The sequence below is a fragment of the Pseudomonas sp. P108 genome (genome assembly GCF_032613195.1).
Taxonomy (GTDB): domain Bacteria; phylum Pseudomonadota; class Gammaproteobacteria; order Pseudomonadales; family Pseudomonadaceae; genus Aquipseudomonas.
This window is the reverse complement of record NZ_CP126691.1, coordinates 6,347,780-6,370,353: the sequence shown is the minus strand read 5'-3', so window position 1 is coordinate 6,370,353 and position 22,574 is coordinate 6,347,780. Positions and strand designations below refer to the sequence as shown.

General features: G+C 60.1%; 21 protein-coding genes. 9 read left to right on the top strand and 12 right to left on the bottom strand.

Translation table 11 applies throughout. From position 1 onward, the window contains the following. Window positions 1-104 precede the first annotated feature (104 nt). The 5 genes from QOM10_RS28300 to QOM10_RS28280 all read right to left on the bottom strand — a co-directional run bounded on the left by QOM10_RS28300 (window position 105) and on the right by QOM10_RS28280 (window position 4,869). Window positions 105-848 carry a penicillin-binding protein activator LpoB gene (locus QOM10_RS28300; RefSeq protein ID WP_316917303.1) on the bottom strand — a complete coding sequence of 248 codons (744 nt, stop codon included), beginning with the start codon at window positions 846-848 and terminating at the stop codon, window positions 105-107. Between the two features lie 3 nt (window positions 849-851). Then, on the bottom strand, window positions 852-1,439 hold the full coding sequence (gene lpoB, locus QOM10_RS28295) for a penicillin-binding protein activator LpoB (protein WP_016772610.1): 588 nt from the start codon (window positions 1,437-1,439) through the stop codon (window positions 852-854). Window positions 1,440-1,475: 36 nt separating this feature from the next. Continuing rightward, window positions 1,476-1,850: a YcfL family protein gene (locus QOM10_RS28290; RefSeq protein WP_127930191.1), complete on the bottom strand. Its 375-nt coding sequence runs from the start codon at window positions 1,848-1,850 to the stop codon at window positions 1,476-1,478. 15 nt (window positions 1,851-1,865) lie between these two features. Then, window positions 1,866-3,260 (bottom strand): COG3014 family protein, encoded by a 1,395-nt coding sequence (locus tag QOM10_RS28285; protein WP_127930190.1) that lies wholly within the window; start codon window positions 3,258-3,260, stop codon window positions 1,866-1,868. 208 nt (window positions 3,261-3,468) lie between these two features. Then, complete coding sequence (locus QOM10_RS28280) at window positions 3,469-4,869, bottom strand: hypothetical protein (RefSeq protein WP_316917302.1); 1,401 nt, start codon at window positions 4,867-4,869, stop codon at window positions 3,469-3,471. A gap of 208 nt (window positions 4,870-5,077) precedes the next feature. On the opposite strand from QOM10_RS28280, the gene QOM10_RS28275 reads away from it, so the two are divergent. Together QOM10_RS28275 and QOM10_RS28270 are read left to right on the top strand one after the other, a co-directional pair. Next, complete coding sequence (locus QOM10_RS28275) at window positions 5,078-6,976, top strand: FTR1 family protein (RefSeq protein ID WP_316917301.1); 1,899 nt, start codon at window positions 5,078-5,080, stop codon at window positions 6,974-6,976. 134 nt (window positions 6,977-7,110) lie between these two features. Continuing rightward, window positions 7,111-7,566 (top strand): YaiI/YqxD family protein, encoded by a 456-nt coding sequence (locus QOM10_RS28270; protein WP_127930187.1) that lies wholly within the window; start codon window positions 7,111-7,113, stop codon window positions 7,564-7,566. A 52-nt stretch (window positions 7,567-7,618) separates the two neighbouring features. Here QOM10_RS28270 and elbB read toward each other — a convergent pair whose 3' ends face one another. Further along, entirely contained in the window at window positions 7,619-8,287 is a 669-nt protein-coding gene (gene elbB, locus QOM10_RS28265) for an isoprenoid biosynthesis glyoxalase ElbB (protein WP_016985900.1), read from the bottom strand. A 98-nt stretch (window positions 8,288-8,385) separates the two neighbouring features. Here elbB and QOM10_RS28260 point away from each other — a divergent pair, with 98 nt between their 5' ends. After that, window positions 8,386-8,511: a hypothetical protein gene (locus QOM10_RS28260; RefSeq protein WP_263596559.1), complete on the top strand. Its 126-nt coding sequence runs from the start codon at window positions 8,386-8,388 to the stop codon at window positions 8,509-8,511. Window positions 8,512-8,577: 66 nt separating this feature from the next. Here QOM10_RS28260 and QOM10_RS28255 read toward each other — a convergent pair whose 3' ends face one another. Further along, a complete protein-coding gene (locus QOM10_RS28255) occupies window positions 8,578-9,228 on the bottom strand; it encodes a DedA family protein (protein ID WP_127930186.1) in 651 nt (216 codons plus the stop codon). Between the two features lie 207 nt (window positions 9,229-9,435). On the opposite strand from QOM10_RS28255, the gene hemB reads away from it, so the two are divergent. Both hemB and ppk1 read left to right on the top strand, forming a co-directional pair. Continuing rightward, window positions 9,436-10,449 (top strand): porphobilinogen synthase, encoded by a 1,014-nt coding sequence (gene hemB, locus QOM10_RS28250; RefSeq protein WP_150749815.1) that lies wholly within the window; start codon window positions 9,436-9,438, stop codon window positions 10,447-10,449. Window positions 10,450-10,467: 18 nt separating this feature from the next. Continuing rightward, on the top strand, window positions 10,468-12,693 hold the full coding sequence (ppk1, locus tag QOM10_RS28245) for a polyphosphate kinase 1 (RefSeq protein WP_127930184.1): 2,226 nt from the start codon (window positions 10,468-10,470) through the stop codon (window positions 12,691-12,693). Between the two features lie 247 nt (window positions 12,694-12,940). Here the strand turns inward: ppk1 and ppx are convergent, their stop codons facing one another. The 5 genes from ppx to QOM10_RS28220 all read right to left on the bottom strand — a co-directional run bounded on the left by ppx (window position 12,941) and on the right by QOM10_RS28220 (window position 17,510). Then, a complete protein-coding gene (ppx, locus tag QOM10_RS28240) occupies window positions 12,941-14,443 on the bottom strand; it encodes an exopolyphosphatase (protein ID WP_016985904.1) in 1,503 nt (500 codons plus the stop codon). Window positions 14,444-14,663: 220 nt separating this feature from the next. Continuing rightward, complete coding sequence (locus tag QOM10_RS28235) at window positions 14,664-15,401, bottom strand: amino acid ABC transporter ATP-binding protein (protein ID WP_007911148.1); 738 nt, start codon at window positions 15,399-15,401, stop codon at window positions 14,664-14,666. Then, window positions 15,388-16,038 carry an amino acid ABC transporter permease gene (locus tag QOM10_RS28230; RefSeq protein WP_110718085.1) on the bottom strand — a complete coding sequence of 217 codons (651 nt, stop codon included), beginning with the start codon at window positions 16,036-16,038 and terminating at the stop codon, window positions 15,388-15,390. Before QOM10_RS28230 ends, QOM10_RS28235 begins: the two co-directional genes overlap by 14 nt. Beyond that, on the bottom strand, window positions 16,035-16,703 hold the full coding sequence (locus QOM10_RS28225; protein WP_007911165.1) for an amino acid ABC transporter permease: 669 nt from the start codon (window positions 16,701-16,703) through the stop codon (window positions 16,035-16,037). The genes QOM10_RS28230 and QOM10_RS28225 overlap by 4 nt, the downstream gene beginning before the upstream one ends. 21 nt (window positions 16,704-16,724) lie before the next feature. Beyond that, window positions 16,725-17,510, bottom strand: a complete 786-nt coding sequence (locus tag QOM10_RS28220; RefSeq protein WP_007911166.1) for a transporter substrate-binding domain-containing protein — start codon at window positions 17,508-17,510, stop codon at window positions 16,725-16,727. A 255-nt stretch (window positions 17,511-17,765) separates the two neighbouring features. Here QOM10_RS28220 and QOM10_RS28215 point away from each other — a divergent pair, with 255 nt between their 5' ends. From QOM10_RS28215 to QOM10_RS28200, 4 genes are all read left to right on the top strand, one after another. Further along, a complete protein-coding gene (locus QOM10_RS28215; protein WP_102901411.1) occupies window positions 17,766-18,473 on the top strand; it encodes a FadR/GntR family transcriptional regulator in 708 nt (235 codons plus the stop codon). A 120-nt stretch (window positions 18,474-18,593) separates the two neighbouring features. Continuing rightward, window positions 18,594-18,923 (top strand): thioredoxin TrxA, encoded by a 330-nt coding sequence (gene trxA, locus QOM10_RS28210; RefSeq protein WP_003206727.1) that lies wholly within the window; start codon window positions 18,594-18,596, stop codon window positions 18,921-18,923. Between the two features lie 249 nt (window positions 18,924-19,172). Continuing rightward, window positions 19,173-20,432, top strand: coding sequence for a transcription termination factor Rho (rho, locus tag QOM10_RS28205; RefSeq protein ID WP_003229334.1), 1,260 nt, complete (start codon window positions 19,173-19,175; stop codon window positions 20,430-20,432). A 126-nt stretch (window positions 20,433-20,558) separates the two neighbouring features. Next, window positions 20,559-22,520: an acyltransferase family protein gene (locus QOM10_RS28200; RefSeq protein ID WP_127930182.1), complete on the top strand. Its 1,962-nt coding sequence runs from the start codon at window positions 20,559-20,561 to the stop codon at window positions 22,518-22,520. Window positions 22,521-22,574: the final 54 nt, after the last annotated feature.

Below are 22,574 nucleotides of genomic sequence, written 5' to 3'. Positions count from 1 at the left end.
CACAAAAAAGGCGACCTTTGCCGGTCGCCTTTTTTGTGGCCAAGACGCAGAGCGTCCCGGGATGCATTCCCACGCGGAGCATGGGAATGATCAGGAGCCAGTCATCAGCGCAAGATCACCGGCGCGGTATCACGCGGCAGATTGTTGCGCTGCGGTGCTTCGCGCGGCTGCTCGTAACCGCTGCCACCGAGCTGCATGCTCAGTTGCCCGGCCACGTCTTCGCCCAAGGCCTTGGACACGTCACGCACCACTCGTGGGCGGTTCAGTGAGATCTTGATGTCGCGATGGTTCACCAGTTTGGTGTCCTGCGCTTCACCCATCGCCGTGAAGGCCGACGTGATTTCGAAGGTCTTGGTGTTGATCAGGCTGAAGTCCGCCACCAACGTCAGGCCCAGCACCGCCGAATAGCTGTCGGTGTTCGCCAGCTCGTTGATGTCCTGAGTGAAGTCGATATCGGACACGGTGCCGAACAACACGTAGTCGGCGCCCTTGAAGTTACCGGCCTTGATGCGCTTGATCACATCAAAGACATCACCCTTGGACGACGCGGTGTACGGCGTGCCTTGCACCAGCTGGAACATACCGGTGCGCAGGATTTCACCCTTGATGTCGCCGGTGAATTTGCGCAACTCGCCTTGCTCGATGTAGCTGGTGCTCGCTTCGATCTCGTTGTAGCTCGAGGAGCCGCTGGAGCTGTAGTAACCCTCGCGGTGATTGCTCTGGGCCGAAACGATGTGGATGTATTGCTCCACACGTTCCTGATAGGCCAGATCCGTCACCGCGACTTTCGGGGCCGCTTGCACGCTGAACGCGCAAGCCAGGGCCATCATGCCAATCCATGCGCGCATCAATTAACGCTCCGTGGTTTTGCGAATCTCTTTTTCGTCCATCCACTCGGCCAGACCGCTTTCAACGTCGATCAGTTGCAGGCTGAATTTGTAGAAGACGTCCTTGTAGTCGCTGCTGCGCTTGACGATCGAGCTGATCGAGCCTTCGATGCGGTACTTGGCGGCAACCATGTTGCCGGTCTTGGCCACGGTGCTCTTCTTGTACAGGCCGCTCTGGTTTTGCAGCTTGAGCTGGTCAACCTGGCTCTGCATCGCGTTGTTGTCGCTGGCGAAGCGCGCTACGCCGGTCTTCATCAGCTGAGTCTTGATGCTGGTGGTGATTTCGCGGGTGTCGATGTACTCGCTGGTCTTGTTCTTCACGTCGTAGACCTGAACCACCGGACGGCCCTGCAGGATGCCGGACTGGGCCAGCGAGCGGGTCATCGATTCGGCGATCATTTGCAGGTCGGTCGAACCGAATTCGTTGGTTACGGTTTCAACCGCTTTGGTGTCGCCGTAGCTGATGTTCTTGCTGCCCAGGGTCGGCGAAGTATTGGCGCAACCGGAGGCCAGCAGGGCGATAACGGCGATGCAGGAAAAGCGTGCAAACATGGGAGTGCTCTCTAAAACAGGAATTGGGTGACAGGCTTACGGCGTCTTGATTTCCAGACGGAAGTCCATGGCTTTCGGGGTCGGGGCAATTCCCTGAATGAAGCTGGTCTGGGCGCCGTACATCATTTGGCTTTTCCACACTTCTTCTTCGGCAATCGGGAAACCTTCCGCGCCGAGCCAGGCGAAGCGGTAGTAGAAAATCTTGTTGCTGTTGAGGGTGTTGCTCAACTGCACATTGACCGTCATGAAGCCGTTTTCGCGGGCGACGCGCATGGCGCCGACGACGATGTGTTTCTGCGGACCCATGGCCACGACTTTGCTCGCGGCGCTGCCCGGCTCTGGCGGTGGCGGGGTGGCGCAGCCGCTCGCCAGCAAGGCGAGGGCGGCGACGGCGATGAGTTTGAAGCGCATGCAAAGACTCCGTTCTTAAGGTTGTTTGAGGCTGGCGACGTTGGTCGCGCCGGCGCTCGGGATGACGTGTGCGGCGAGGCCACCGGCGAACACCTGGTTGCCCACGGCGCGCAGGGTGATCACCTGATAACGCTGATCGACGGTGACCTTGACCAGCGAACCGCCGACGGCGCTCGGCAGACTGACCTGGTGCTCACCCTTTTTCAGACGCAGACGTACCACTTGGGTGTTGTCCGGCAGGGTGCGCCATGTACGGGTATCGGCACCTTCGAGCACAGCTGAAGAGATACCCACGGCGAGACCGGCCAGCGGGTTGGTTTCATTGATCTGCTTTTGCGCCACGCCTTTGGTGATCGCCCGCACGGTGGTGCGCAGAATGATCCCCGGCATGTCGTCACGCAGGGCGCGGCGGGACATGGCAGTGGTGCTGTTGAGCGCGGTCAGATCGACTTGCTGACCATCAACGCCGATCTGCGCGAACGTCGCGGTGGAAGTGTCAGGCTTGATGATCGGGAACGACAGCGGCGTGATCACCACGTTGTTGGAGATCGGCAATGGCAACGGTACGCGGATCGAATCGCGGGCCGGCGCCAGACCGCTTTGCACCACGATCAGGATGTCGCTGTCGTCGGACTTGTTCGGCTTGTCGAGATTAACCAGCGCCTGCTCCAGCAGCGGCGTGTTCGGGCGCAGTTCGGCGGCCTTGCGGTAGCCCGGTGCAGCCAGGCCTTTTTCGCCCAAAGCTTCGTAGACGAAACCGGACAGGTAATGGCTGAACGCACTCTGGTAGCTGTTCTTCAGACCAACCACTTCCGGCGCGTCGAGGCTGGCGACCGGATAACCCTGCAAGTCTTTGTACTGAGTCTTGATGCCTTCTTTCTCGGCCTCTTCCTCGCTCTTGAGGTATTCCTTGTCGCGCAGTTCGGCGATCACTGCCTCACGTTCGTGAGTCTTTTTGATCGCGGTGCGTGCGCCGTCGAAATCGTTGATCGCAAGCAGGTTCAGGGCCATCTGCGTGGTCAGCATGACTTTTTCGTAGTCATAGCCTTCGTAGCGACGCACTTTGTCGTTGACCAGGAAACTGCCGAATTGAGCCAGGTACTTGTCGGTGTCGAGTTTGACCGAGTCTTCCCACTTGCCCACCACTTGATCGGCGCTGGTCCAGGCATTCTGGCTGCCGGACAGGTCGCCCTTGGCGCGCAGCAACTCACCTTTCTCGAAGTAATAAAGCAGGTCTTTGTCCGGGCCGGTGTTGTTCTTTTCCAGCAGGGTCAGCGCGGCGTCGACGTTGCCGGAGGCCAGTTGCTGATTGGTCTGGGCCAGTTCGGAGTCGTAGTTGCGAAACGCCGAACAGCCGGACAGCAGAGTGACGGCGCTGAGCGCGATCAGAGTGGGGGCGCGGAATGCCATGGGGGTACTTCTTCCCTGGAGTAAATACAGCCGCGAATGCTGGTCGGGCTGGTGTGACCCATCGACAGTGGCGTTGGCCTCCTGCCAATTCCTCATAACCAGAGGAGCTTTAATGCCGTTTCGCGATAGCGAGGGCGCGGCATTATAAGCGGGTGGTGATGGCTATGTAATAGCTTTTTAATCGCACTTGTTAGTTTGGTGCCATTACTTATTTCAGGTTGGATACCACGCTCTTTGCCGGCGCCACATCCGACTGGAATGCGCTGCCATTGGCAAACACCCGATCACCCAAGGCACGCAGGCCGATGACCTGGCGTTTCTGGTCGATGCGGATCTTCAGTGGCGCAACCCCGGGCGTGTTGGGCAGGCTGATCAGGTGGTCACCTTTTTTCAAACGCAGGCGCACAACCTGAGTAAGGTTAGGCAGGGTGCGCCAGGTGCGGGTGTCGGCCTGCTCGAAACCGTCCCAGTGAGTGACGTAGGAGGCTTTGCTCGGATCGCGTCGATTGTCCGTGGCCTGAACATCGGCCGCCAGAAATGCCCGATAGGTTGTGCGCTGGATAATGCCCGGCATGTCGTCACGCAGGGTGCGCAAAGACATGTCGGTAATGCTGTTGACCGCGATCAGCTTTTTCTGTCGACCATCAATAGCCACTTGATTGAACGCCGGGGTTGAGGTGTCAGGGATCATCACGGGAAACGAAACATTGGCAACGATGACTTGCCCGTCCGCGAGCTTCACCGGGTAGGGCACGCGCACGGAACTGCGGGCCGGCGCCAGGCCGCTCTGCACGATGATCAGCACATCGCTTTCGTCTGCCTTCAGTCCAGGGCTGTCGAGGTCGCGCAAGGCCTGTTGGAAAAACGCCATGTCCGGGCGCAGCTCGATCGCCTGACGATAGCCGGGCGCTGCCAGGTCTTTCTCGCCGAGTGCTTCGTAGGTGAACCCGGCGAGATAGTGACTGAACGCGCTTTGGTAGCCGTTTTTCAAGGCAATGACGGCGGGTGATTCCAGCATGACCACCGGGTAGCCTTGCAGATCCTTGTAATGGACGCGGGCGCCGCTGGCCTTGGCCGCTTCTTCGACACGCTCGTATTCCATTTCCCGTTGCCGGGCGATCAGCGCTTCGCGCTCGTGGGTTTTCCTGATGTCGGCGCGAGCACCGTCAAAATCATTCATGGCCAGTTGGTTGAGGGCCATTTGTGTGGTCAGCATGACTTTTTCGTAGTCGTAACCATCGTAGCGGCGCAGCTTGTCATTGATGATGCTGCCCCAGTGATTGCCCATGGCGGCGAGCAATTTGTCGCCCGTGGTTTCAATGGTGTCCTGGCGCTGTATGACCATTTGCTCGGCGCTGCGCCAGGCAACCTGGCTCTGCGGGAACTCACCGCCAGCGCTCAGCACCGCACCCTTCTCGAAGTAATAGAGCAAATCCTTCTCTTCATCCGGGTTGTGCGCCTCGATCAAGGCCAGTGAGGCGTCGATATTGCCGGCCTTGAGCTGTTGCGTGGTCTGTTGCAGTTCCATGTCGTAATCACGGTAAGCGGCGCAACCACTGAGTTGCACAAGGGTGGCGATCAGCAGGGACGGCAACAAACAGTGGCGCATGAGCGGGTTCTTCCTTGAACGGAGAGGGCGAAATGATGGCGCATTATACGGGCGCTTTGCAGCTGCCGGGGTGCCATGGATGACGCTTCAAAGCCGATCAATCAGCTCGCTGCACGCCGCGGTGTTGCGCTGAATGCCGACAAAGCTTGAGGGAAATGCGTTCGAAGTGAACAATATGTAACTTCGCATTTCCATTTGAGAATTCTTCATGACTGCCTCGTCCCGTTTCCTGGCCTGGCTGGTGTTCCCGTTGTTTGCCCTGAGCAGCTTCAATCTGCTGGCCGATACCGTGGAAGGCGCGCCGCAAGCGCTGCACCTGCTCGATTACATCAGCGCCGACTACCCGCCGACGGTAGCCGCAGGCAAGGTGGTCGATGACTCCGAATATCGCGAGCAACTGGAGTTCACGCGGGCGCTGCAAGGCTTGATCGCCGGTATGCCGGCCAAGCCGGAAAAGGCTGCGTTGGAGCAAGGTGTCAGCGCATTGAAGGCAGCGATCACCGCGAAGCAGGACGGCGCCGAAGTGGCCCGTCAGGCGCGGCAGTTGGGCGCGCAACTGGCGGTGGCGTATGAAGTCAGTCAGGCACCGATCATCACCCCGGACCCAAGCCGTGGTGCGCCGTTCTATGCGCAGAATTGCTCGGTGTGCCACGGTGACAGCGGCGCCGGTGACGGCCCGGCGGGGCTCGGCATGAGCCCGGCGCCAGCCAATCTGCGTGATGCGGCGCGGTTGGATCACCTGAGCCTGTATGCGATCTACAACACCCTCGGCCAAGGCGTCGAAGGTACCGACATGCCGGCGTTTGCCGATCAGCTTGACGATCGGCAGCGCTGGGATCTGGCGACTTACATCGCCGGCTTCAGCGCCGATCCGGCGGCGGCCAAGTCCGAGAAGACCTACAACATTGCCGATCTGGCTCGCCAGACCCCGGCCGAAGTACAGGCTGCCGAAGGCCCACAAGCGGCGGCGACGTTCCGTGCGCAGCGCGCGCAGCCGCCGCAGGTCAAGCGTGGCCCGGCGCAGTTGCTCGACTACACCGCCGCAACGCTGGACAAGAGTCTTGCCGCGTACCGCGCCGGTGAACACGATCAGGCTTACGACCTGTCGGTCGCGGCGTATCTGGAAGGCTTCGAACTGGTCGAGAGTTCGCTGGATAACGTCGACGCCAACGTGCGCAAGGACACTGAAAAATCGCTGATGGCGTATCGGCAATCGTTGCAGGACGGCTTGCCGGTCGAGCAGGCCGAGCAGCGTCTGGAGGCGGCCAAGGCCAAGTTGAAAGAGTCTGCCGGCCTGCTTGGCAGCGATGGTCTGAGCTGGTCCCTGAGCTACATCTCCGGTTTACTGATTCTGCTGCGCGAAGGTCTGGAAGCGATTCTGGTGCTGGCGGCGATCCTCGCCTTCCTGCGCAACACCGGCCAGCAATCGGCGGTGCGCAGCGTCAACGTCGGTTGGGGCCTGGCGCTGCTGGCCGGCCTCGGCACCTGGGCGCTGGCGGCGTATGTGATCGATGTCAGCGGTTCTCAGCGTGAGTTGCTTGAGGGCGCGACGGCGCTGTTCGCCAGTGTCATGGTCTTGTGGCTCGGCGTGTGGATGCATGACCGTCGCCACGCAGCGGCCTGGCAGGATTACATCAAGAGCAGTCTGGTCGGTGGCGGCGGACGTTTCGGTTTCGCGATCCTCGCGTTCTTCTCGGTGTACCGCGAGTTGTTCGAAGTGATCCTGTTCTACGAAACCCTGTGGCTGCAGGCCGGCCCGGCCGGGCATGACGCGGTGCTCGCGGGTGGTGCAACCGCACTGGTGCTGTTGGTGGGTCTGGCGTGGGTGATCCTGCGCGGTTCGGCGAAACTGCCGCTGACGCTGTTCTTCAGCATCAACGCGGCGCTGCTGTGTGCGCTGTCGGTGGTGTTTGCCGGGCATGGCGTGAAGGCGTTGCAGGAAGCCGGGATCTTCGGCACGCGGCCGGTGGCGTTCTTTGAATTCGATTGGCTGGGGATTCATGCCGATGCCTATTCGTTGACGGCGCAGGCGGTGGCGATTCTGGCGATTGTGGTGTTGTACGGGCGCAGTTGGATGGCGGAGAAGCGACGGGTTTCGGCTGCTTGATTGAGTGCTCCCTTAAAAGATCGCAGCCTTCGGCAGCTCCTACAGGGGCGTAGCATGTCGCAATATTGCGGCGCGACGCGCACTCTGTAGGAGTTGCCGAAGGCTGCGATCTTTTGCTTTTAGAGGTAAAGAAAATGCGTGTATGGATCGATGCCGACGCCTGTCCACGGGCGGCGAAGGATCTGGTGGTGAAGTTCGCCCTCAAGCGTCAGTACGAAGTGGTGCTGGTGGCCGGGCAGCCGCAGATCAAGCCGGGGCTGGCCATCGTCAAGCTGATCGTGGTGCCGAGCGGCCCGGATGCGGCAGACGATTATCTGGTCGAGCACGCGGTGCCGGGTGAGCTGGTGATTTGCAGCGATATCCCGTTGGCTGATCGTTTGGTGAAGAAGGGTGTGGCGGCGCTGGATCCGCGCGGCAAGGAGTTCGATGCGCAGAACATGGGCGAGCGGCTGGCTGTGCGCAACCTGTTCACCGATCTGCGCGAGCAAGGCCAGATGAGCGGTGGACCCGCACCGTTCGGCGATCGCGAGAAACAAGCGTTTGCCAATGCGCTGGACCGGATCCTCACACGCCTGACCCGCAAACCCTGAGTCTTATGATGATCGTTCCAACGCTCCGCGTGGGAACGATCATACGGGGGGATCAGGCGTCGTTTTCGTGGGTCAGTTCGAGCACGCGATCGACCAGTTTGTTGATCCCCGACGCCGCTTCACTGATGTTCTGCGCCAGCATGTAAGCCGGGGTTGTCACCAGTTTGCGCGCCTTGTCTTCGATGATTTCCGTCACCGCGCAGTCTTCGTGGGTGGCGCCCATCTTGTTCATTGCCGTGGCCGTGTCGGCGTCGTTGCCGATGGTACAAGTCACGCCTGGGCCATAGATCTTCGCCGCCAGCGCCGGGGAAATGCACATGAGGCCAACGGGTTTGCCGGCTTCGGCGAACGCCTCGGCCAAGGCCAGCACCTCAGGCTGCACAGTGCAGCCTGCGCCTTCAACGGCAAAGTTCGAAAGGTTCTTCGCCGCACCAAACCCACCCGGCACGATCAGCGCATCGAAGTCGTCGACGTCGGCTTCGCGGATGTCCTTGATGTTGCCACGTGCAATGCGCGCCGATTCCACCAGGACGTTGCGCGACTCGGGCATTTCTTCGCCGGTCAGGTGATTGATCACATGCAATTGCGCGATGTTCGGGGCGAAGCACTGCACCTGCGCGCCGCGTTGGTCGAGGCGCAGCAGGGTGATGACACTTTCATGGATCTCGGCGCCGTCGTACACGCCACTGCCGGACAGGATCACTGCAACTTTTTTGCTCATGGGTTTCTCTCCAGATTCATGGCGCTAAATGTCCACTAAATTGTCGCGCGTTGCCATAGGCTGAAGTGGTGGCTGCACCTGCATGGAACGCTTTCTACATGGATCGCAACAACGGCGGGGTGTTCATTAATTGCGGTTGCCTGCTGCGTAACAAGCGGGAGATTTCCGGCGTGAGAACGCCGCTGGCGAACTTGAATGCGCCAGAGCAGCGAGGACAAAAGTGACGTATCTGACTGAAAGCGTCGGCCAGCCCGCTCAGTGCCGGCGGGCTGTAGCCAGTCGCCAGCGAGTTACTCGGCTGGCGTCTTCGGTTCGGCAGGTTTGGACGCTTCGGCTTGATTCAGCAGTGCCGCTTTCGCGGCTTGCTCGTCGGCGTAAACCTGCTTGGCCAATCGCGCATTCTTGAAGCGGCGGCGCAGCCACAGACCAACGCCGAGCACCAGCAACGCGCCCAATACCCATAGCTCGTACTTCTTGATGCTGCCGAGGATGCCTTCCAGCACCGCACCGAAGTGGTAAGCCGCAGCGGCCAGCGCCGTCGCCCAGATCGCAGCGCCAATGCCGTTAAGCAGCAGATAACGTCCCGGCGGATAACCCGACAGGCCGATCGCCACCGGCATCACCGTGCGCAAGCCATAAACGAAACGGAAGCTCAGCACCCAGATGTCCGGATGCTTGCGAATATGCTCCAGCGCGCGATCGCCCATCATCTGCCAGCGCGGTTTGCGCGCGAGTAACTTGCGCCCGTGCTTGCGGCCGAGGAAGTACCACAGCTGATCGCCGGCATAGCTGCCGAAGAACGCCACGACCACCACCATATTGATGTCCATGTATCCACGGAACGCGAGGAAGCCCGCGAGCACCAGAATGGTTTCGCCTTCGAAAAACGTGCCGAGGAACAAGGCAAAGTAGCCAAAGTCATGCAGAAATTGTTGGAGCATTGTCTGGGTGCTGGCGAAATGAACGCGCAGCCTAACCCTTCGGACACATTCATGAAAGTGTCCAAATGTGTCTCGACGTGAACAATTCCTACACTGAGAATGGAATGCGGCTACATGTCACGGGCCTCACACAACTGTCATCTGTTCGTCATAATGGCCGTCTATAACTGTCACGCTCGCCCGTTTGCGCGGGCTCAGGAGTCCGCCGTGAGCTTTACCCCAGCCAACCGTCTGTTCCCTGCCACGCGCCTGCGCCGCAATCGTCGTGATGATTTTTCGCGTCGGCTGGTGCGGGAAAATGTGCTGACGGTCGATGACCTGATCCTGCCGGTGTTCGTGCTCGACGGTGAAAATCGCCGCGAAGCCGTGGCCTCGATGCCCGGGGTAGAGCGGCTGACGATCGATCTGCTGCTCGAAGAAGCGGCCAAATGGGTCGAGCTGGGGATTCCGGCGCTGGCGCTGTTCCCGGTCACCCCTCCTGAACTGAAATCCCTCGACGCCGCTGAAGCCTGGAACCCCGAAGGCATCGCCCAGCGCGCCACCCGCGCGCTGCGTGAGCGTTTCCCGGAACTGGGTGTCATTACCGACGTCGCGCTTGACCCGTTCACCACCCACGGCCAGGACGGCATACTCGATGAAGCGGGCTACGTGCAGAACGACATCACTGTCGACGCACTGGTCCGTCAGGCCTTGTCCCATGCCGAAGCCGGCGCTCAGGTTGTCGCGCCGTCGGACATGATGGACGGTCGCATTCAGGCGATTCGCGAAGCGCTGGAAATCGCCGGTCACGTCAACGTGCGGATCATGGCCTACTCGGCCAAGTACGCCAGCGCCTATTACGGCCCGTTCCGTGATGCGGTCGGTTCGGCGTCGAACCTCGGCAAGGCCAACAAAGCCTCTTATCAGATGGATCCGGCCAACAGCGACGAAGCGCTGCACGAAGTGGGTGCGGACTTGTCTGAAGGCGCGGACATGGTCATGGTCAAACCGGGCATGCCCTACCTGGACATTCTTTTCCGGGTAAAAGATGCCTTCAAAGTGCCGACCTTCGTCTACCAGGTTAGCGGCGAATACGCCATGCACATGGCGGCGATCCAGAATGGCTGGTTGAGCGAGGCGGTGATTCTCGAATCACTGACCGCCTTTAAACGTGCCGGCGCTGATGGCATCCTGACTTACTTTGCTGTCCGCGCCGCTCAATTGTTACGAGAGCAGAAATAGCCCTCCCAGGAACATTCAATGAATACCGAAGGACTCACGGAAGTTGCAGTAAAAGAAGCTCAACCGGTGGTCGAGCAAATCACCGAGACCCCGCCGGAACTGGAGCCTGCGCCACCCGCGCCGGTGGCCGAACCTGCGGCGGCGGTGCCGGCGATTACCATTCCGGGCCTGGATGACAGCAGCCTGTACATCCACCGCGAGCTCTCGCAACTGCAATTCAATATCCGCGTGCTGGAACAGGCGCTGGACGAGTCCTATCCGTTGCTGGAACGCTTGAAGTTCCTGCTGATCTTCTCCAGCAACCTCGATGAATTCTTTGAAATCCGCGTCGCCGGCCTGAAGAAACAGATCACCTTCGCCCGTGAACAGGCCGGTGCCGATGGTCTGCAGCCGCATCAAGCGCTGGCACGGATCAGCGAGCTGGTCCACGGTCATGTTGACCGTCAGTACGCGATCCTCAATGACATTCTGTTGCCGGAGCTGGAAAAGCATCAGGTGCGCTTCATCCGTCGCCGCAACTGGACGGTCAAGATCAAAACCTGGGTGCGCCGCTATTTCCGCGACGAGATCGCACCGATCATCACCCCGATCGGCCTCGACCCGACGCACCCGTTCCCGTTGCTGGTGAACAAGAGCCTGAACTTCATCGTCGAGCTGGAAGGTATCGACGCCTTCGGTCGCGATTCCGGTCTGGCGATCATCCCGGCGCCGCGCTTGCTGCCACGGATCATCAAGGTGCCGGAAGAAGTCGGCGGCCCCGGCGACAACTATGTATTCCTCTCGTCGATGATCCACGCCCACGCCGATGACCTGTTCCAGGGCATGAAGGTAAAGGGCTGCTACCAGTTCCGTCTGACCCGAAACGCCGACCTGGCGCTCGACTCCGAAGACGTCGAAGACCTGGCCCGCGCCCTGCGTGGCGAGTTGTTCTCGCGTCGTTACGGTGATGCGGTGCGTCTGGAAGTCGCTGACACTTGCCCGAAACACCTCTCGGATTACCTGCTCAAGCAGTTCAACCTGAGCGAGAGCGAGCTGTATCAGGTCAACGGCCCGGTCAACCTGACGCGGCTGTTCAGCATCACCGGTCTGGACAGCCATCCGGAGCTGCAATACACGCCGTTCACCCCGCAGATCCCGAAACTGCTGCAGAACAGCGAAAACATTTTCAGCGTGGTCAGCAAGCAGGACATTCTGCTGCTGCACCCGTTCGAGTCATTCACCCCGGTGGTCGACCTGCTGCGTCAGGCGGCGAAAGACCCGCACGTTCTCGCTGTGCGCCAGACGCTGTACCGTTCCGGCGCCAACTCCGAGATCGTTGATGCGCTGGTCGATGCCGCGCGTAACGGCAAGGAGGTGACGGCGGTCATCGAATTGCGTGCGCGCTTTGACGAAGAATCCAACCTGCAACTGGCCAGCCGTCTGCAAGCGGCCGGTGCGGTGGTGATTTACGGTGTGGTTGGCTTCAAGACCCACGCCAAGATGATGCTGATCCTGCGTCGCGAAGCCGGCGAAATCGTCCGCTACGCGCACCTCGGCACCGGTAACTACCACGCCGGCAACGCCAAGCTGTACACCGACTACAGCCTGCTGACCTCCGACGACGCTTTGTGCGAAGACGTCGGCAAACTGTTCAGCCAGCTGATCGGCATGGGTAAAACCCTGCGCATGAAGAAGCTGCTGCATGCGCCGTTTACCCTGAAGAAGGGCATGCTCGACATGATTGCCCGCGAGACCCAGTTCGCTGTTGAAGGCAAGCCGGCGCACATCATTGCCAAGTTCAACTCGCTGACCGATCCGAAGATCATTCGCGCGCTGTACAAGGCCAGCCAGTCCGGTGTGCGTATCGACCTGGTGGTGCGCGGCATGTGCTGTCTGCGTCCGGGGATTGCCGGGGTATCGCACAATATCCATGTGCGCTCGATCATCGGCCGCTTCCTTGAGCACACCCGGGTGTTCTACTTCCTCAATGGCGGCGACGAGCAGATGTTCCTCTCCAGCGCCGACTGGATGGAGCGCAACCTCGACAAGCGCGTCGAGACCTGCTTCCCGGTCGAAGGCAAAAAACTGCTGACTCGCGTGAAGAAAGAGCTGGAGCTGTACCTGACCGACAATACCCACAGCTGGAGCTTGCAGTCGGATGGTCGTTACATCCGCAACACGCCGACCGGCAACCAGAACCCGCGCAGTGCGCAGGCGACGTTGCTGGAGCGGTTGGGCAGCCCGATCTTGCCGGTGAGCAGCTAAAGCCTTGAAGGTCAAAAGCCCCTCACCCTAGCCCTCTCCCGGAGGGAGAGGGGACTGACCGAGGTGTCTTACGCTATGCTCCGACCTGAGAAATCGAGTCGAACTCAGGATTTGAAAAGCCCCCAAATCGGCTCCCTCTCCCTCGGGAGAGGGCTGGGGTGAGGGGAAGGTTCACCTCCGCTCTCAAGTCGAACCCTATAAAAAAGGCGATCCAGAAGGATCGCCTTTTTTGCACCGGAGATTCAACTCAGTGAACGGTGAGGACGATGCCCACCCGCGTCAGCCAATCCGCCTCAAGCCCGAAATCCGCCTGAGTCAGCTGATTCTCATCCAGCCAGTTCTCCGGGAATTCCACATCCAGGGTGTTGCCCTTGGCGTGCAGCACCACCTGCGGCATCGCTTGGGTGCCACGAATATGGTGGAACAGGATCGCAAAGCGCAGCAATACGCACAGGCGAATCAGCTTGTCGCCGTCGTCGCCAAAATCGGCAAACTTGTCCTTGGGAATGTTGCGGCGGTGGCCGCGCACCAATAGCGCGAGCATCTGTTGGTCTTCGCGGGAGAAGCCGGCAAGGTCCGAGTGCTCGATCAGGTAGGCGCCGTGCTTGTGGTAGTGATAGTGCGCGATATCGAGGCCGACTTCGTGCACTTTCGCTGCCCAACCGAGGAGTTCGCGCCAGATGCCGTCATCCAGTTCCCAGTCCACCGCCACCTGATCAAACGCGTGCAAAGCTTTGCGTTCCACACGCGCCGCCTGCTCCAGATCGACGTGATAGCGCTCCATCAGCGAAGTTAACGTACGTTCGCGCACGTCTTCATGATGATGGCGGCCGAGCAGGTCGTAGAGCACGCCTTCACGCAGCGCGCCGTCGCAGTGATCCATGCGTTGCAGTTCGAGGGCGTCGAAAATCGCTTCGAGAATCGCCAGGCCCGCCGGGAAAATGGTCCGGCGATCCGGTTTGATGCCTTCAAAGTCGATCTTGTCGACGTCGCCGAGCTTGAACAGCCGACGCTTCAACCAGGCCAGACCTTCGGCATTCACTTCGCCAGTGCCATGGCCGCCGGCCTTCAGCGCCAGGCCGATGGCGCGGATGGTGCCCGAGGAGCCGATGGCTTCATCCCAGGTCAGGCGGTGCAGGGCGTGTTCGATGCTCATGATCTCCAGCCGCGCCGCGGTGTACGCCTGGGCGTAGCGGGCCGGGGTGATCTTGCCGTCCTTGAAGTAGCGCTGGGTGAAGCTGACGCAGCCCATCTGCAGGCTTTCGCGCAGCAGCGGCTCAAAGCGCTGGCCGATGATGAACTCGGTGCTGCCGCCGCCGATGTCGGCAACCAGGCGTTTGCCCGGGGTGTCGGCGAGGGTGTGCGACACGCCCAGATAGATCAGGCGCGCTTCTTCACGACCGGAGATGACTTCCACCGGGTGGCCGAGGATTTCTTCGGCGCGGTGGATGAATTCGAGGCGGTTGCGCGCTTCACGCAAAGCGTTGGTGCCAACGATGCGCACGGCGCCGAGCGGCATACCGTTGATCAGTTGGGCAAAGCGCTTGAGGCAATCGAGGCCGCGCTGCATCGATTCTTCGTTGAGCTTGCGCTCATCGTCGATGCCCGCGGCCAGTTGAACCTTCTCGCCAAGGCGCTCGAGAATGCGGATTTCGCCGTTCTGGGCCTTGGCCACGACCATGTGAAAGCTGTTCGAGCCCAGGTCGATTGCGGCGATCAGGGACAGATTCTTGGCTTGGGATTGCGGCATGGTCAGGGGGTCTCGGTCGATAACCTCGACATCGTGCCACGATCAAACGCTGGCGCCAACGCGCACGGTTCAAACCGCCGGAGTGCGCACCCCGAACCTGATCGTTCCCACGCTCTGCGTGGGAATGCCTCACCGGACGCTCTGCGTCCGCTTTTGGGACGCGGAGCGTCCCTGGCTGTATTCCCACGCGGAGCGTGGGAACGATCAGGATAAGGCAGATTCAGGCTGTTGCTTCAACTGTGCCAATAAAGTTCGCCAGCTCCGCCGTCTGCGGATTGGCAAACAACACCTTCGGATCCCCCACCTCATGCACCTTGCCGTGGTGCATGAACACCAGTTTGTCGCCGACCTCGCGGGCAAAACGCATTTCGTGGGTGACCATGATCAGTGTCATGCCTTCCTTGGCCAGTTGCCGCACGACGCTGAGCACTTCATTGACCAGTTCCGGGTCGAGCGCCGAGGTGATCTCGTCGCAGAGCAACACTTTCGGCGACATCGCCAGTGCCCGGGCAATCGCTACGCGCTGCTGCTGGCCGCCGGAAAGCCGATCCGGGAAGGCATCGAATTTTTCCCCGAGGCCAACCCGTTCCAGCATCTCTCGCGCCAGTTCCGCTGCCTTGGCTTTCGGCACTTTCTGCACCACCTGCGGCGCGAGCATGACGTTTTCGCCCACGGTCAGGTGCGGGAACAGGTTGAACTGCTGAAACACCATGCCGACCTTCTGTCGCAGGCTGCGCAGGTCGGCGCGCGCGGCGTCGAGATACTCGCCGTCGACTTCGATCACGCCGTCGTTGATCGATTCCAGACCATTAAGCGTGCGCAGCAGGGTGGATTTGCCCGAGCCGCTGCGGCCGATGATTGCCACGACCTGGCCTTCCTCGACGCTGAGGTCGATGCCTTTGAGCACGTGGTGATCGCCGTAGTATTTATGCAGGGCGGAAATTCTAAGCAGAGGCATGCAGTCTCCTTTCCAGGTAGCGCGCACTGAGGGACAAGGGGTAGCAGAGCAGGAAGTAGCCGAGGGCGACGAGGCCGTAGACCATGAACGGTTCAAACGTGGCGTTGGCGAGCATGCCGCCGGTCTTGGTCAGCTCGGTGAAACCGATGATCGAGGTGACGGCGGTGCCTTTGACCACTTGCACCGAGAAACCCACGGTCGGCGCCACGGCGATGCGCAGCGCTTGCGGCAGGATCACGTAGCGCAGTTGCTCCAGCGGATTGAGCGCCAGACTTGCCGAGGCTTCCCACTGGCCGTTGGAAATCGATTCGACGCAACCGCGCCAGATCTCCGCCAGATAGGCGCTGGTAAACAAGGTCAGGGCAATCGCCGCGGCCATCCACGGCGAGATTTCGATCCCGGCCAGGGCCACGCCGAAGAACACCAGAAACAGCTGCATCAGCAGCGGCGTGCCCTGGAACAGTTCGATCCAGGTACGGGCGATGTTGCTCGACAGAGGATTTTTCGAGATGCGCATGATCAGGATCAGCAACCCGACGAGGCCGCCGCCAATAAACGCCACCAGCGACAACGCCAGCGTCCATTGCAGGCCGACGAGCAGGTTGCGCAGGATGTCCCAGAAGGTGAAATCGCTCATGCGCGGCTCCTGCTGATGTAGCGCCGGCCGATCCAGTTCAGCAGTTGGCGAATCAGCAGCGCCATGCACAGGTAGATCAGCGTGGTCAGCGCGTAGGTTTCAAAAGCGCGGAAGTTGCGCGACTGAATGAAGTTGGCAGCGAAGCTCAATTCTTCGGTAGCGATCTGCGAACACACCGCCGAGCCGAGCATGACAATGATGATCTGGCTGCTCAGCGCCGGCCAGACCTTGCCCAGTGCCGGCAGCAGCACCACATGGCGGAACGCCTCGAAGCGCGTCATCGCCAATGCCGCTGCGGCTTCCAGTTGCCCGCGCGGAATCGCCTGAATGCCGGCGCGGATGATCTCGGTCGAATAGGCACCGAGGTTGATCACCATCGCCAGCACCGCCGCCTGCCACTCGGAAATCTGCACGCCCAGCGACGGCAGGCCGAAGAAGATGAAGAACAACTGCACCAGAAACGGCGTATTGCGGATCAACTCGACGTAGACGCCGAAGATCGCCGAGAACGGGCGGATGTTCCACGCCCGCACCAACGCCCCGACAATCCCGACGCCGACCCCGAGCAACGCACCGATGGCTGTCAGCTCAAGGGTGAACAGCGCCCCGCGCAGCAGCAGGTCGGTGTTTTCCACCACCGGCATGAAATCGAACTGATAAGCCATGAAGGTCTCCCGCGCAGTCGATCAGAGATCGGCCGGCAGCGGCTCTTTCAGCCAGGTCTGCGAATTCTTTTCCAGTGCGCCGTCAGCCTTGGCGGTGGTCAGGATGTCGTTGACCTTGGCCAGCAGCGCCGCTTCATTCTTGTTCACGCCGACGTAAACCGGCGAGTCCTTGAGCTTCACTTTCAGCGCCGGCACGCGCTTCGGGTTCTTTTCGCTGATCGCGACCATCACTACGTTGCCGCTGGCGATCAGGTCGACCTGGCCGGCGAGGTAAGCGGCGATGGTCGAGTTGTTGTCTTCGAAGCGCTTGATGGTCACGCCTTCGGGGGCGACTTTGGTTAATTCGATGTCTTCGATGGCGCCACGGGTGACGCTGATGGTCTTGCCCTTGAGGTCGTCGAGGCTGGCGATGGCGGCGTCTGGCGGGCCGAATACGGCGAGGTAGAACGGAGCGTAGGCGCGGGAGAAGTCGATGACTTTCTCGCGCTCAGGATTTTTGCCGAGGCTGGAAATCACCAGGTCGACTTTGCCAGTGGTCAGGAACGGGATGCGGTTGGTGCTGTTGACCGGGGTCAGTTCGAGTTTGACCTTGAGCTGGTCGGCCAGCAGTTTCGCCGTGTCGATGTCCAGGCCGCGAGGCTTCATGTCCGGGCCGACCGAGCCGAACGGCGGGAAATCCTGGGGCACGGCGACTTTCAGCGTGCCGCGTTTGACCACGTCGTCGAGACCGTCGGCGTGAGCGGGAGCCTGGCTGAGCAGCAGACTGGAAAACAGGGCGGCGAGGAGGGCGCTGTAACGCTTGGTCATGAACAATCTCCGGATCGGCGGGAAGTGATTTCTGCGATCGGACAGAGCATGGGCCGTGCCAAGACGTGCCTTTTATCCCGGCAGGCCGCAGTTTCAGCGGCTTTGTTCGGTCTTACTGGTCTGAACAGTCAGGTTGTTTTTCGCACTGCCATGGCGCATCTGCCAGGTTCGCCGAACCCTGCTGGGGCACGACTTGCCGGACTCGCCGAATAGCTTTACAACTAGCCGCACATTGGCCTGGCGCGTCTGAAAACCATGAACTCGATTTCCCGTGCGGTACCCGAAGTGGCGCTGCAAGCGATCCGCAAACTGATCACCGAGCAGGGTTTCGGTGCGGGCGATGCTTTGCCGTCGCAGCGGGATCTGGCGCTGCAACTGGGTGTCAGTCGGGCGTCTTTGCGTGAGGCGCTGTCATCGTTGAGTGCGTTGGGCGTGGTCAGTATTCAGCCGGGCAAAGGCGTGTTCGTGCAGTCGCCAGTGGAGTTGTCGCGCGGCGAAAACGCACCGGGCTGGTCGTTCGCGGCGCAGGCGTCGCCATTGGATATCTTTCAGTTGCGCTATGCACTGGAAGGTTTTGCGGCGGGGCTGGCGGCGGTGACCTTGAGCACGTTCGATCTGGATGCTCTGGAAGACAATGTCGCGGCCATGCGCGATCAGTTGAAGGCCGGCGACTTTGACGCCGCCGCGAAACTGGACTTCGAATTTCACCGACGGATCCTCCTGGCCAGCGGCAATCAGGCGATGCTGAGCATCCTTACGGCCAGCGCTGAAATGTTCCTGGAAAGCCAGAAACTACCGTTCATCCGCGCCGAGCGCGCCATGGAAACCTGGCAGGAACACCGCAAGATCCTGCGGGCCCTCGCGCGCCGGGCGTCCGGTGCGGCGCAAAAAGCCATGCAGGAACACGTGCGCAATGCCGCACTGCGCACCGGAATTTCCTTCATTGCCCCCGCCACGGCGTGACTTGAGCTATACCCAAACTCATCGAGTGCCATAGCAAGACTCAATCAACTGCGGCTTCCTGAACAGGGGAAGGGCGGCTATGATGGGCCACGTTTTTTTGCTTACAACCTGGAGAATTCCATGAGCAGCGATCTTATCAAACACGTTAGCGACGCTAGCTTCGAAGCCGACGTACTCAAGGCCGAAGGCGCTGTCCTGGTCGATTACTGGGCTGAATGGTGCGGTCCTTGCAAAATGATCGCTCCGGTTCTGGACGAGATTGCCGAGACTTACAAAGGCAAGCTGACCGTTGCCAAACTGAACATCGACGAGAACCAGGAAACCCCGGCCAAGCACGGCGTGCGTGGTATCCCGACCCTGATGCTGTTCAAGAACGGCAACGTTGAAGCGACCAAAGTCGGCGCGCTGTCGAAGTCGCAACTGGCGGCTTTCCTCGACGCCAACATCTAAGCGTCGCAGTAAAGTGCCTGAAAAAAAGCCCCGCAATTAGCGGGGCTTTTTGCATATTCAGGGCTAGACGCTCCGAAACTCAGGTGGTACATTCGGCCCCGCACTGGTTTCTCCATTGCCCCCTGCTAGCCGTCGCCGACGCACTCCTTTTCGAATTAGTTCGCGATCCTGTCGCCTTCTCCGCGGCGCGGCCTCATTAAGCCAAAAGCTTAATTTCCCCCCCTCCATAAATGATTACGTCATTCCTATATGAATCTGACTGAACTCAAGCAAAAGCCGATTACCGAACTGCTCGAATTGGCCGAACAGATGGGCATAGAAAATATGGCCCGTTCGCGCAAGCAGGACGTGATTTTCTCCCTGCTGAAAAAGCACGCGAAAAGCGGCGAGGAAATCTCCGGTGATGGCGTGCTGGAGATTCTCCAGGACGGCTTCGGCTTCCTGCGCTCCGCTGACGCTTCCTACCTGGCCGGCCCGGACGATATCTACGTCTCGCCAAGCCAGATCCGCCGCTTCAACTTGCGCACCGGTGACACCATCGTTGGCAAGATCCGCCCTCCGAAGGAAGGCGAGCGGTATTTCGCCCTGCTCAAGGTCGACACGATCAACTTCGATCGTCCCGAGAACGCGAAAAACAAGATTCTCTTCGAGAACCTGACCCCGCTGTTCCCGACCGTGCGCATGAAGATGGAAGCCGGTAACGGTTCCACCGAAGACTTGACCGGTCGTGTAATCGACCTGTGCGCCCCGATCGGCAAAGGCCAGCGCGGTCTGATCGTTGCACCGCCGAAAGCCGGTAAAACGATCATGCTGCAGAACATCGCAGCGAACATCGCCCGTAACAACCCTGAAGTTCACCTGATCGTGCTGCTGATCGACGAACGTCCGGAAGAAGTGACCGAAATGCAGCGCACCGTGCGCGGTGAAGTGGTTGCCTCGACCTTCGACGAGCCGCCGACCCGTCACGTACAGGTTGCCGAAATGGTGATCGAGAAGGCCAAGCGCCTTGTTGAACACAAGAAAGACGTGGTGATCCTGCTTGACTCCATCACCCGTCTGGCCCGTGCCTACAACACCGTGATCCCGAGCTCCGGCAAGGTATTGACCGGTGGTGTCGATGCCCACGCCCTCGAGAAGCCAAAGCGTTTCTTCGGTGCTGCGCGTAACATCGAAGAAGGCGGCTCGCTGACCATTATCGCCACCGCGCTGGTTGAAACCGGCTCGAAGATGGACGAAGTGATCTACGAAGAGTTCAAGGGTACCGGCAACATGGAACTGCCTCTGGATCGCAAGATCGCCGAGAAGCGTGTGTTCCCTGCGATCAACATCAACCGCTCCGGCACCCGCCGCGAAGAGTTGCTGACTGCCGACGACGAACTGCAGCGTATGTGGATCCTGCGCAAGCTGCTGCACCCGATGGATGAAGTGGCTGCCATCGAGTTCCTGGTCGACAAGCTGAAGACGACCAAGACCAACGACGAGTTCTTCTTGTCGATGAAGCGCAAGTAATACACGCGCTGTAAAAAAGAACGCTCCCGAAAGGGGGCGTTTTTTTTGTGTCCGTAACAAATAACTTTCGTAACGCGCTACTGTCCTTGTCTGGAGCGGTTTGTACCTACAAGGATAAGAAAGGTTATGCACACGTTTGGCAATCGCCGTGATATCGACGGATTACGGGCACTGGCGGTTATTCCCGTCGTACTGTTTCATTTCGGATTCAATACATTCAGCGGCGGTTTTGTCGGCGTTGATGTGTTCTTCGTCATTTCCGGCTTTCTGATTACCTCAATCCTGTTCCGTGAAATCAGCGCCCAGCGCTTCAGTTTCCTCGACTTCTGGGGGCGTCGCGCCCGGCGCATCCTGCCGGCATTGACCGTGGTTGTTGTAGTGACGCTGGCATTGGGCTGGCTGTTGCTGACGGCCAAAGATCTGGCTGAGCTGGGACGGACGATTCGTTACCAGTCGCTGTTCATTTCCAACATCCTGTTCATGCGCGAAGACGGTTACTTCGAGCCCGCCTCGGAGCTCAAGCCGTTGCTGCATACCTGGTCGCTGGCGGTGGAGGAGCAGTACTACATCTTCTTCCCGCTGATGATGGTGCTGATGATGCGCTACGTCCGTCATTGGCGCTGGATGTTGTTCGCTGTGCTGCTGGTGTCGTTCGGTTTGAACATTGTCTACATCGAACGCCGGCCGGAATTTGCTTTTTTCGCCCTGCCGACCCGCGCGTGGGAACTGCTCTGCGGGGCCATGCTGGCGGTCATACCCGTGCCCAAACATGTCGCGCGGCCGTGGCTGCGTGAGTCCGTTGGCCTGGCAGGGTTGGCGGCGGTGCTGTTTGCCGTGTTTACCTACGACAAAACCACCGTGTTCCCGGGCTGGGCGGCGCTGTTGCCGGTATTGGGTACGACGGCGTTGATCTGGTCAGGCGCACAGGGCCCAACGTGGGCCGGCCGGTTGTTGAGTATCCCGGTTCTGGTGTGGATCGGCCTGCTGTCCTATTCGCTGTACCTGTGGCATTGGCCGGTTTACGTGTATGCCAACGCGATTTCCATCGATGGCATCCAGCCGTTGGAGGCAATTGGCTGGATGGCCCTGGCGTTGGCGCTGGCTTGGCTGAGCCTGCGATACATCGAGCTGCCGTTTCGTGAGAAGCGTGTGTTTGCCAGCCGTAATTCGGTATTGGTCGGCGGTCTGGTGTCGATCACGGTTCTGGCGATCACCGGCTCGGCGATTCGCTCGGCAGACGGTGTTCCGCAGCGTCTGACCGGCAAGGCGCTGGAATATGCGCAATCGCGTGAGTGGAACGCCGGGCAGTCGAATTGCATGCACTTGAGCACCGATAAGGCGTTGACCAAATCCTGCCTTGTGGGCGGTGATCAACATATTACGGCGACAAAAATGTTCTGGGGCGACAGTCACGCCGCTGCATTGTTGCCGGCCATCGAAGGCAATGCCGGGCGCAACGTGCAGCCGGTGTGGTTGTACAGTTTGACCGGGTGCCCGCCGATCATCGATGACCACTTGCGCCCTCAGTGCAAAGACTTCAACCAGCGCAACATGGACCGCGTCACGAGTCTGGGGATCAAGGACGTGGTGTTGGCGGCAAACTGGAGCCTGTACGTTTATGGTCGTGAAGACGGCGATGGCGATCTACAGTTCCTGCTTGATCGCAAGGACAACCCACGTCAGGCAGAGCAGCGCATGGCCGTCGCCCTCAAGGCGCAAGTGGCCGAGCTGCGTGAAGCGGGCGTGCAAGTCTGGCTGTTCAAGGAAGTGCCACTGCAACACAAGAGCTTCATCGACCGTCTGACCAGTCTGGCGCGCATCGGCCGTTCGGCAGACGGTCTCGGTCGCCCGCTCAACGAGCACTTGGCTCGCCAGCAGTTTTTCACTTCGTTGTTCGGTTCGATGAGCGCCGCTGATTCCGGCATTCATGTCATCGATCCGACGCCGCTGATGTGCAAGGACGGCTTGTGCGCCATCGATGTCGACGGCCACTCGCAGTACAAGGATGCCGATCATCTTTCGGACGTTGGCAGCGCCAGACTGAGCCCGTTGTTTGCGCCATTGATGCTGGGCACCAGCGACAATTGATTGATGCCAGGCTCTGACGGGCTGCTGTTTGCCCGTCAGAGCAGGTAGGATGTA

Bases quoted from the DNA above. Each gene is read 5' to 3' on its own strand.
- QOM10_RS28300 (WP_316917303.1), bottom strand. From the start codon at position 848: ATGCGCGCATGGATTGGCATGATGGCCCTGGCTTGCGCGTTCAGCGTG.
- lpoB (WP_016772610.1), bottom strand. From the start codon at position 1,439: ATGTTTGCACGCTTTTCCTGCATCGCCGTTATCGCCCTGCTGGCCTCC.
- QOM10_RS28290 (WP_127930191.1), bottom strand. From the start codon at position 1,850: ATGCGCTTCAAACTCATCGCCGTCGCCGCCCTCGCCTTGCTGGCGAGC.
- QOM10_RS28285 (WP_127930190.1), bottom strand. From the start codon at position 3,260: ATGGCATTCCGCGCCCCCACTCTGATCGCGCTCAGCGCCGTCACTCTG.
- QOM10_RS28280 (WP_316917302.1), bottom strand. From the start codon at position 4,869: ATGCGCCACTGTTTGTTGCCGTCCCTGCTGATCGCCACCCTTGTGCAA.
- QOM10_RS28275 (WP_316917301.1), top strand. From the start codon at position 5,078: ATGACTGCCTCGTCCCGTTTCCTGGCCTGGCTGGTGTTCCCGTTGTTT.
- QOM10_RS28270 (WP_127930187.1), top strand. From the start codon at position 7,111: ATGCGTGTATGGATCGATGCCGACGCCTGTCCACGGGCGGCGAAGGAT.
- elbB (WP_016985900.1), bottom strand. From the start codon at position 8,287: ATGAGCAAAAAAGTTGCAGTGATCCTGTCCGGCAGTGGCGTGTACGAC.
- QOM10_RS28260 (WP_263596559.1), top strand. From the start codon at position 8,386: ATGGATCGCAACAACGGCGGGGTGTTCATTAATTGCGGTTGCCTGCTG.
- QOM10_RS28255 (WP_127930186.1), bottom strand. From the start codon at position 9,228: ATGCTCCAACAATTTCTGCATGACTTTGGCTACTTTGCCTTGTTCCTC.
- ppk1 (WP_127930184.1), top strand. From the start codon at position 10,468: ATGAATACCGAAGGACTCACGGAAGTTGCAGTAAAAGAAGCTCAACCG.
- ppx (WP_016985904.1), bottom strand. From the start codon at position 14,443: ATGCCGCAATCCCAAGCCAAGAATCTGTCCCTGATCGCCGCAATCGAC.
- QOM10_RS28235 (WP_007911148.1), bottom strand. From the start codon at position 15,401: ATGCCTCTGCTTAGAATTTCCGCCCTGCATAAATACTACGGCGATCAC.
- QOM10_RS28230 (WP_110718085.1), bottom strand. From the start codon at position 16,038: ATGAGCGATTTCACCTTCTGGGACATCCTGCGCAACCTGCTCGTCGGC.
- QOM10_RS28225 (WP_007911165.1), bottom strand. From the start codon at position 16,703: ATGGCTTATCAGTTCGATTTCATGCCGGTGGTGGAAAACACCGACCTG.
- QOM10_RS28220 (WP_007911166.1), bottom strand. From the start codon at position 17,510: ATGACCAAGCGTTACAGCGCCCTCCTCGCCGCCCTGTTTTCCAGTCTG.
- QOM10_RS28215 (WP_102901411.1), top strand. From the start codon at position 17,766: ATGAACTCGATTTCCCGTGCGGTACCCGAAGTGGCGCTGCAAGCGATC.
- trxA (WP_003206727.1), top strand. From the start codon at position 18,594: ATGAGCAGCGATCTTATCAAACACGTTAGCGACGCTAGCTTCGAAGCC.
- rho (WP_003229334.1), top strand. From the start codon at position 19,173: ATGAATCTGACTGAACTCAAGCAAAAGCCGATTACCGAACTGCTCGAA.
- QOM10_RS28200 (WP_127930182.1), top strand. From the start codon at position 20,559: ATGCACACGTTTGGCAATCGCCGTGATATCGACGGATTACGGGCACTG.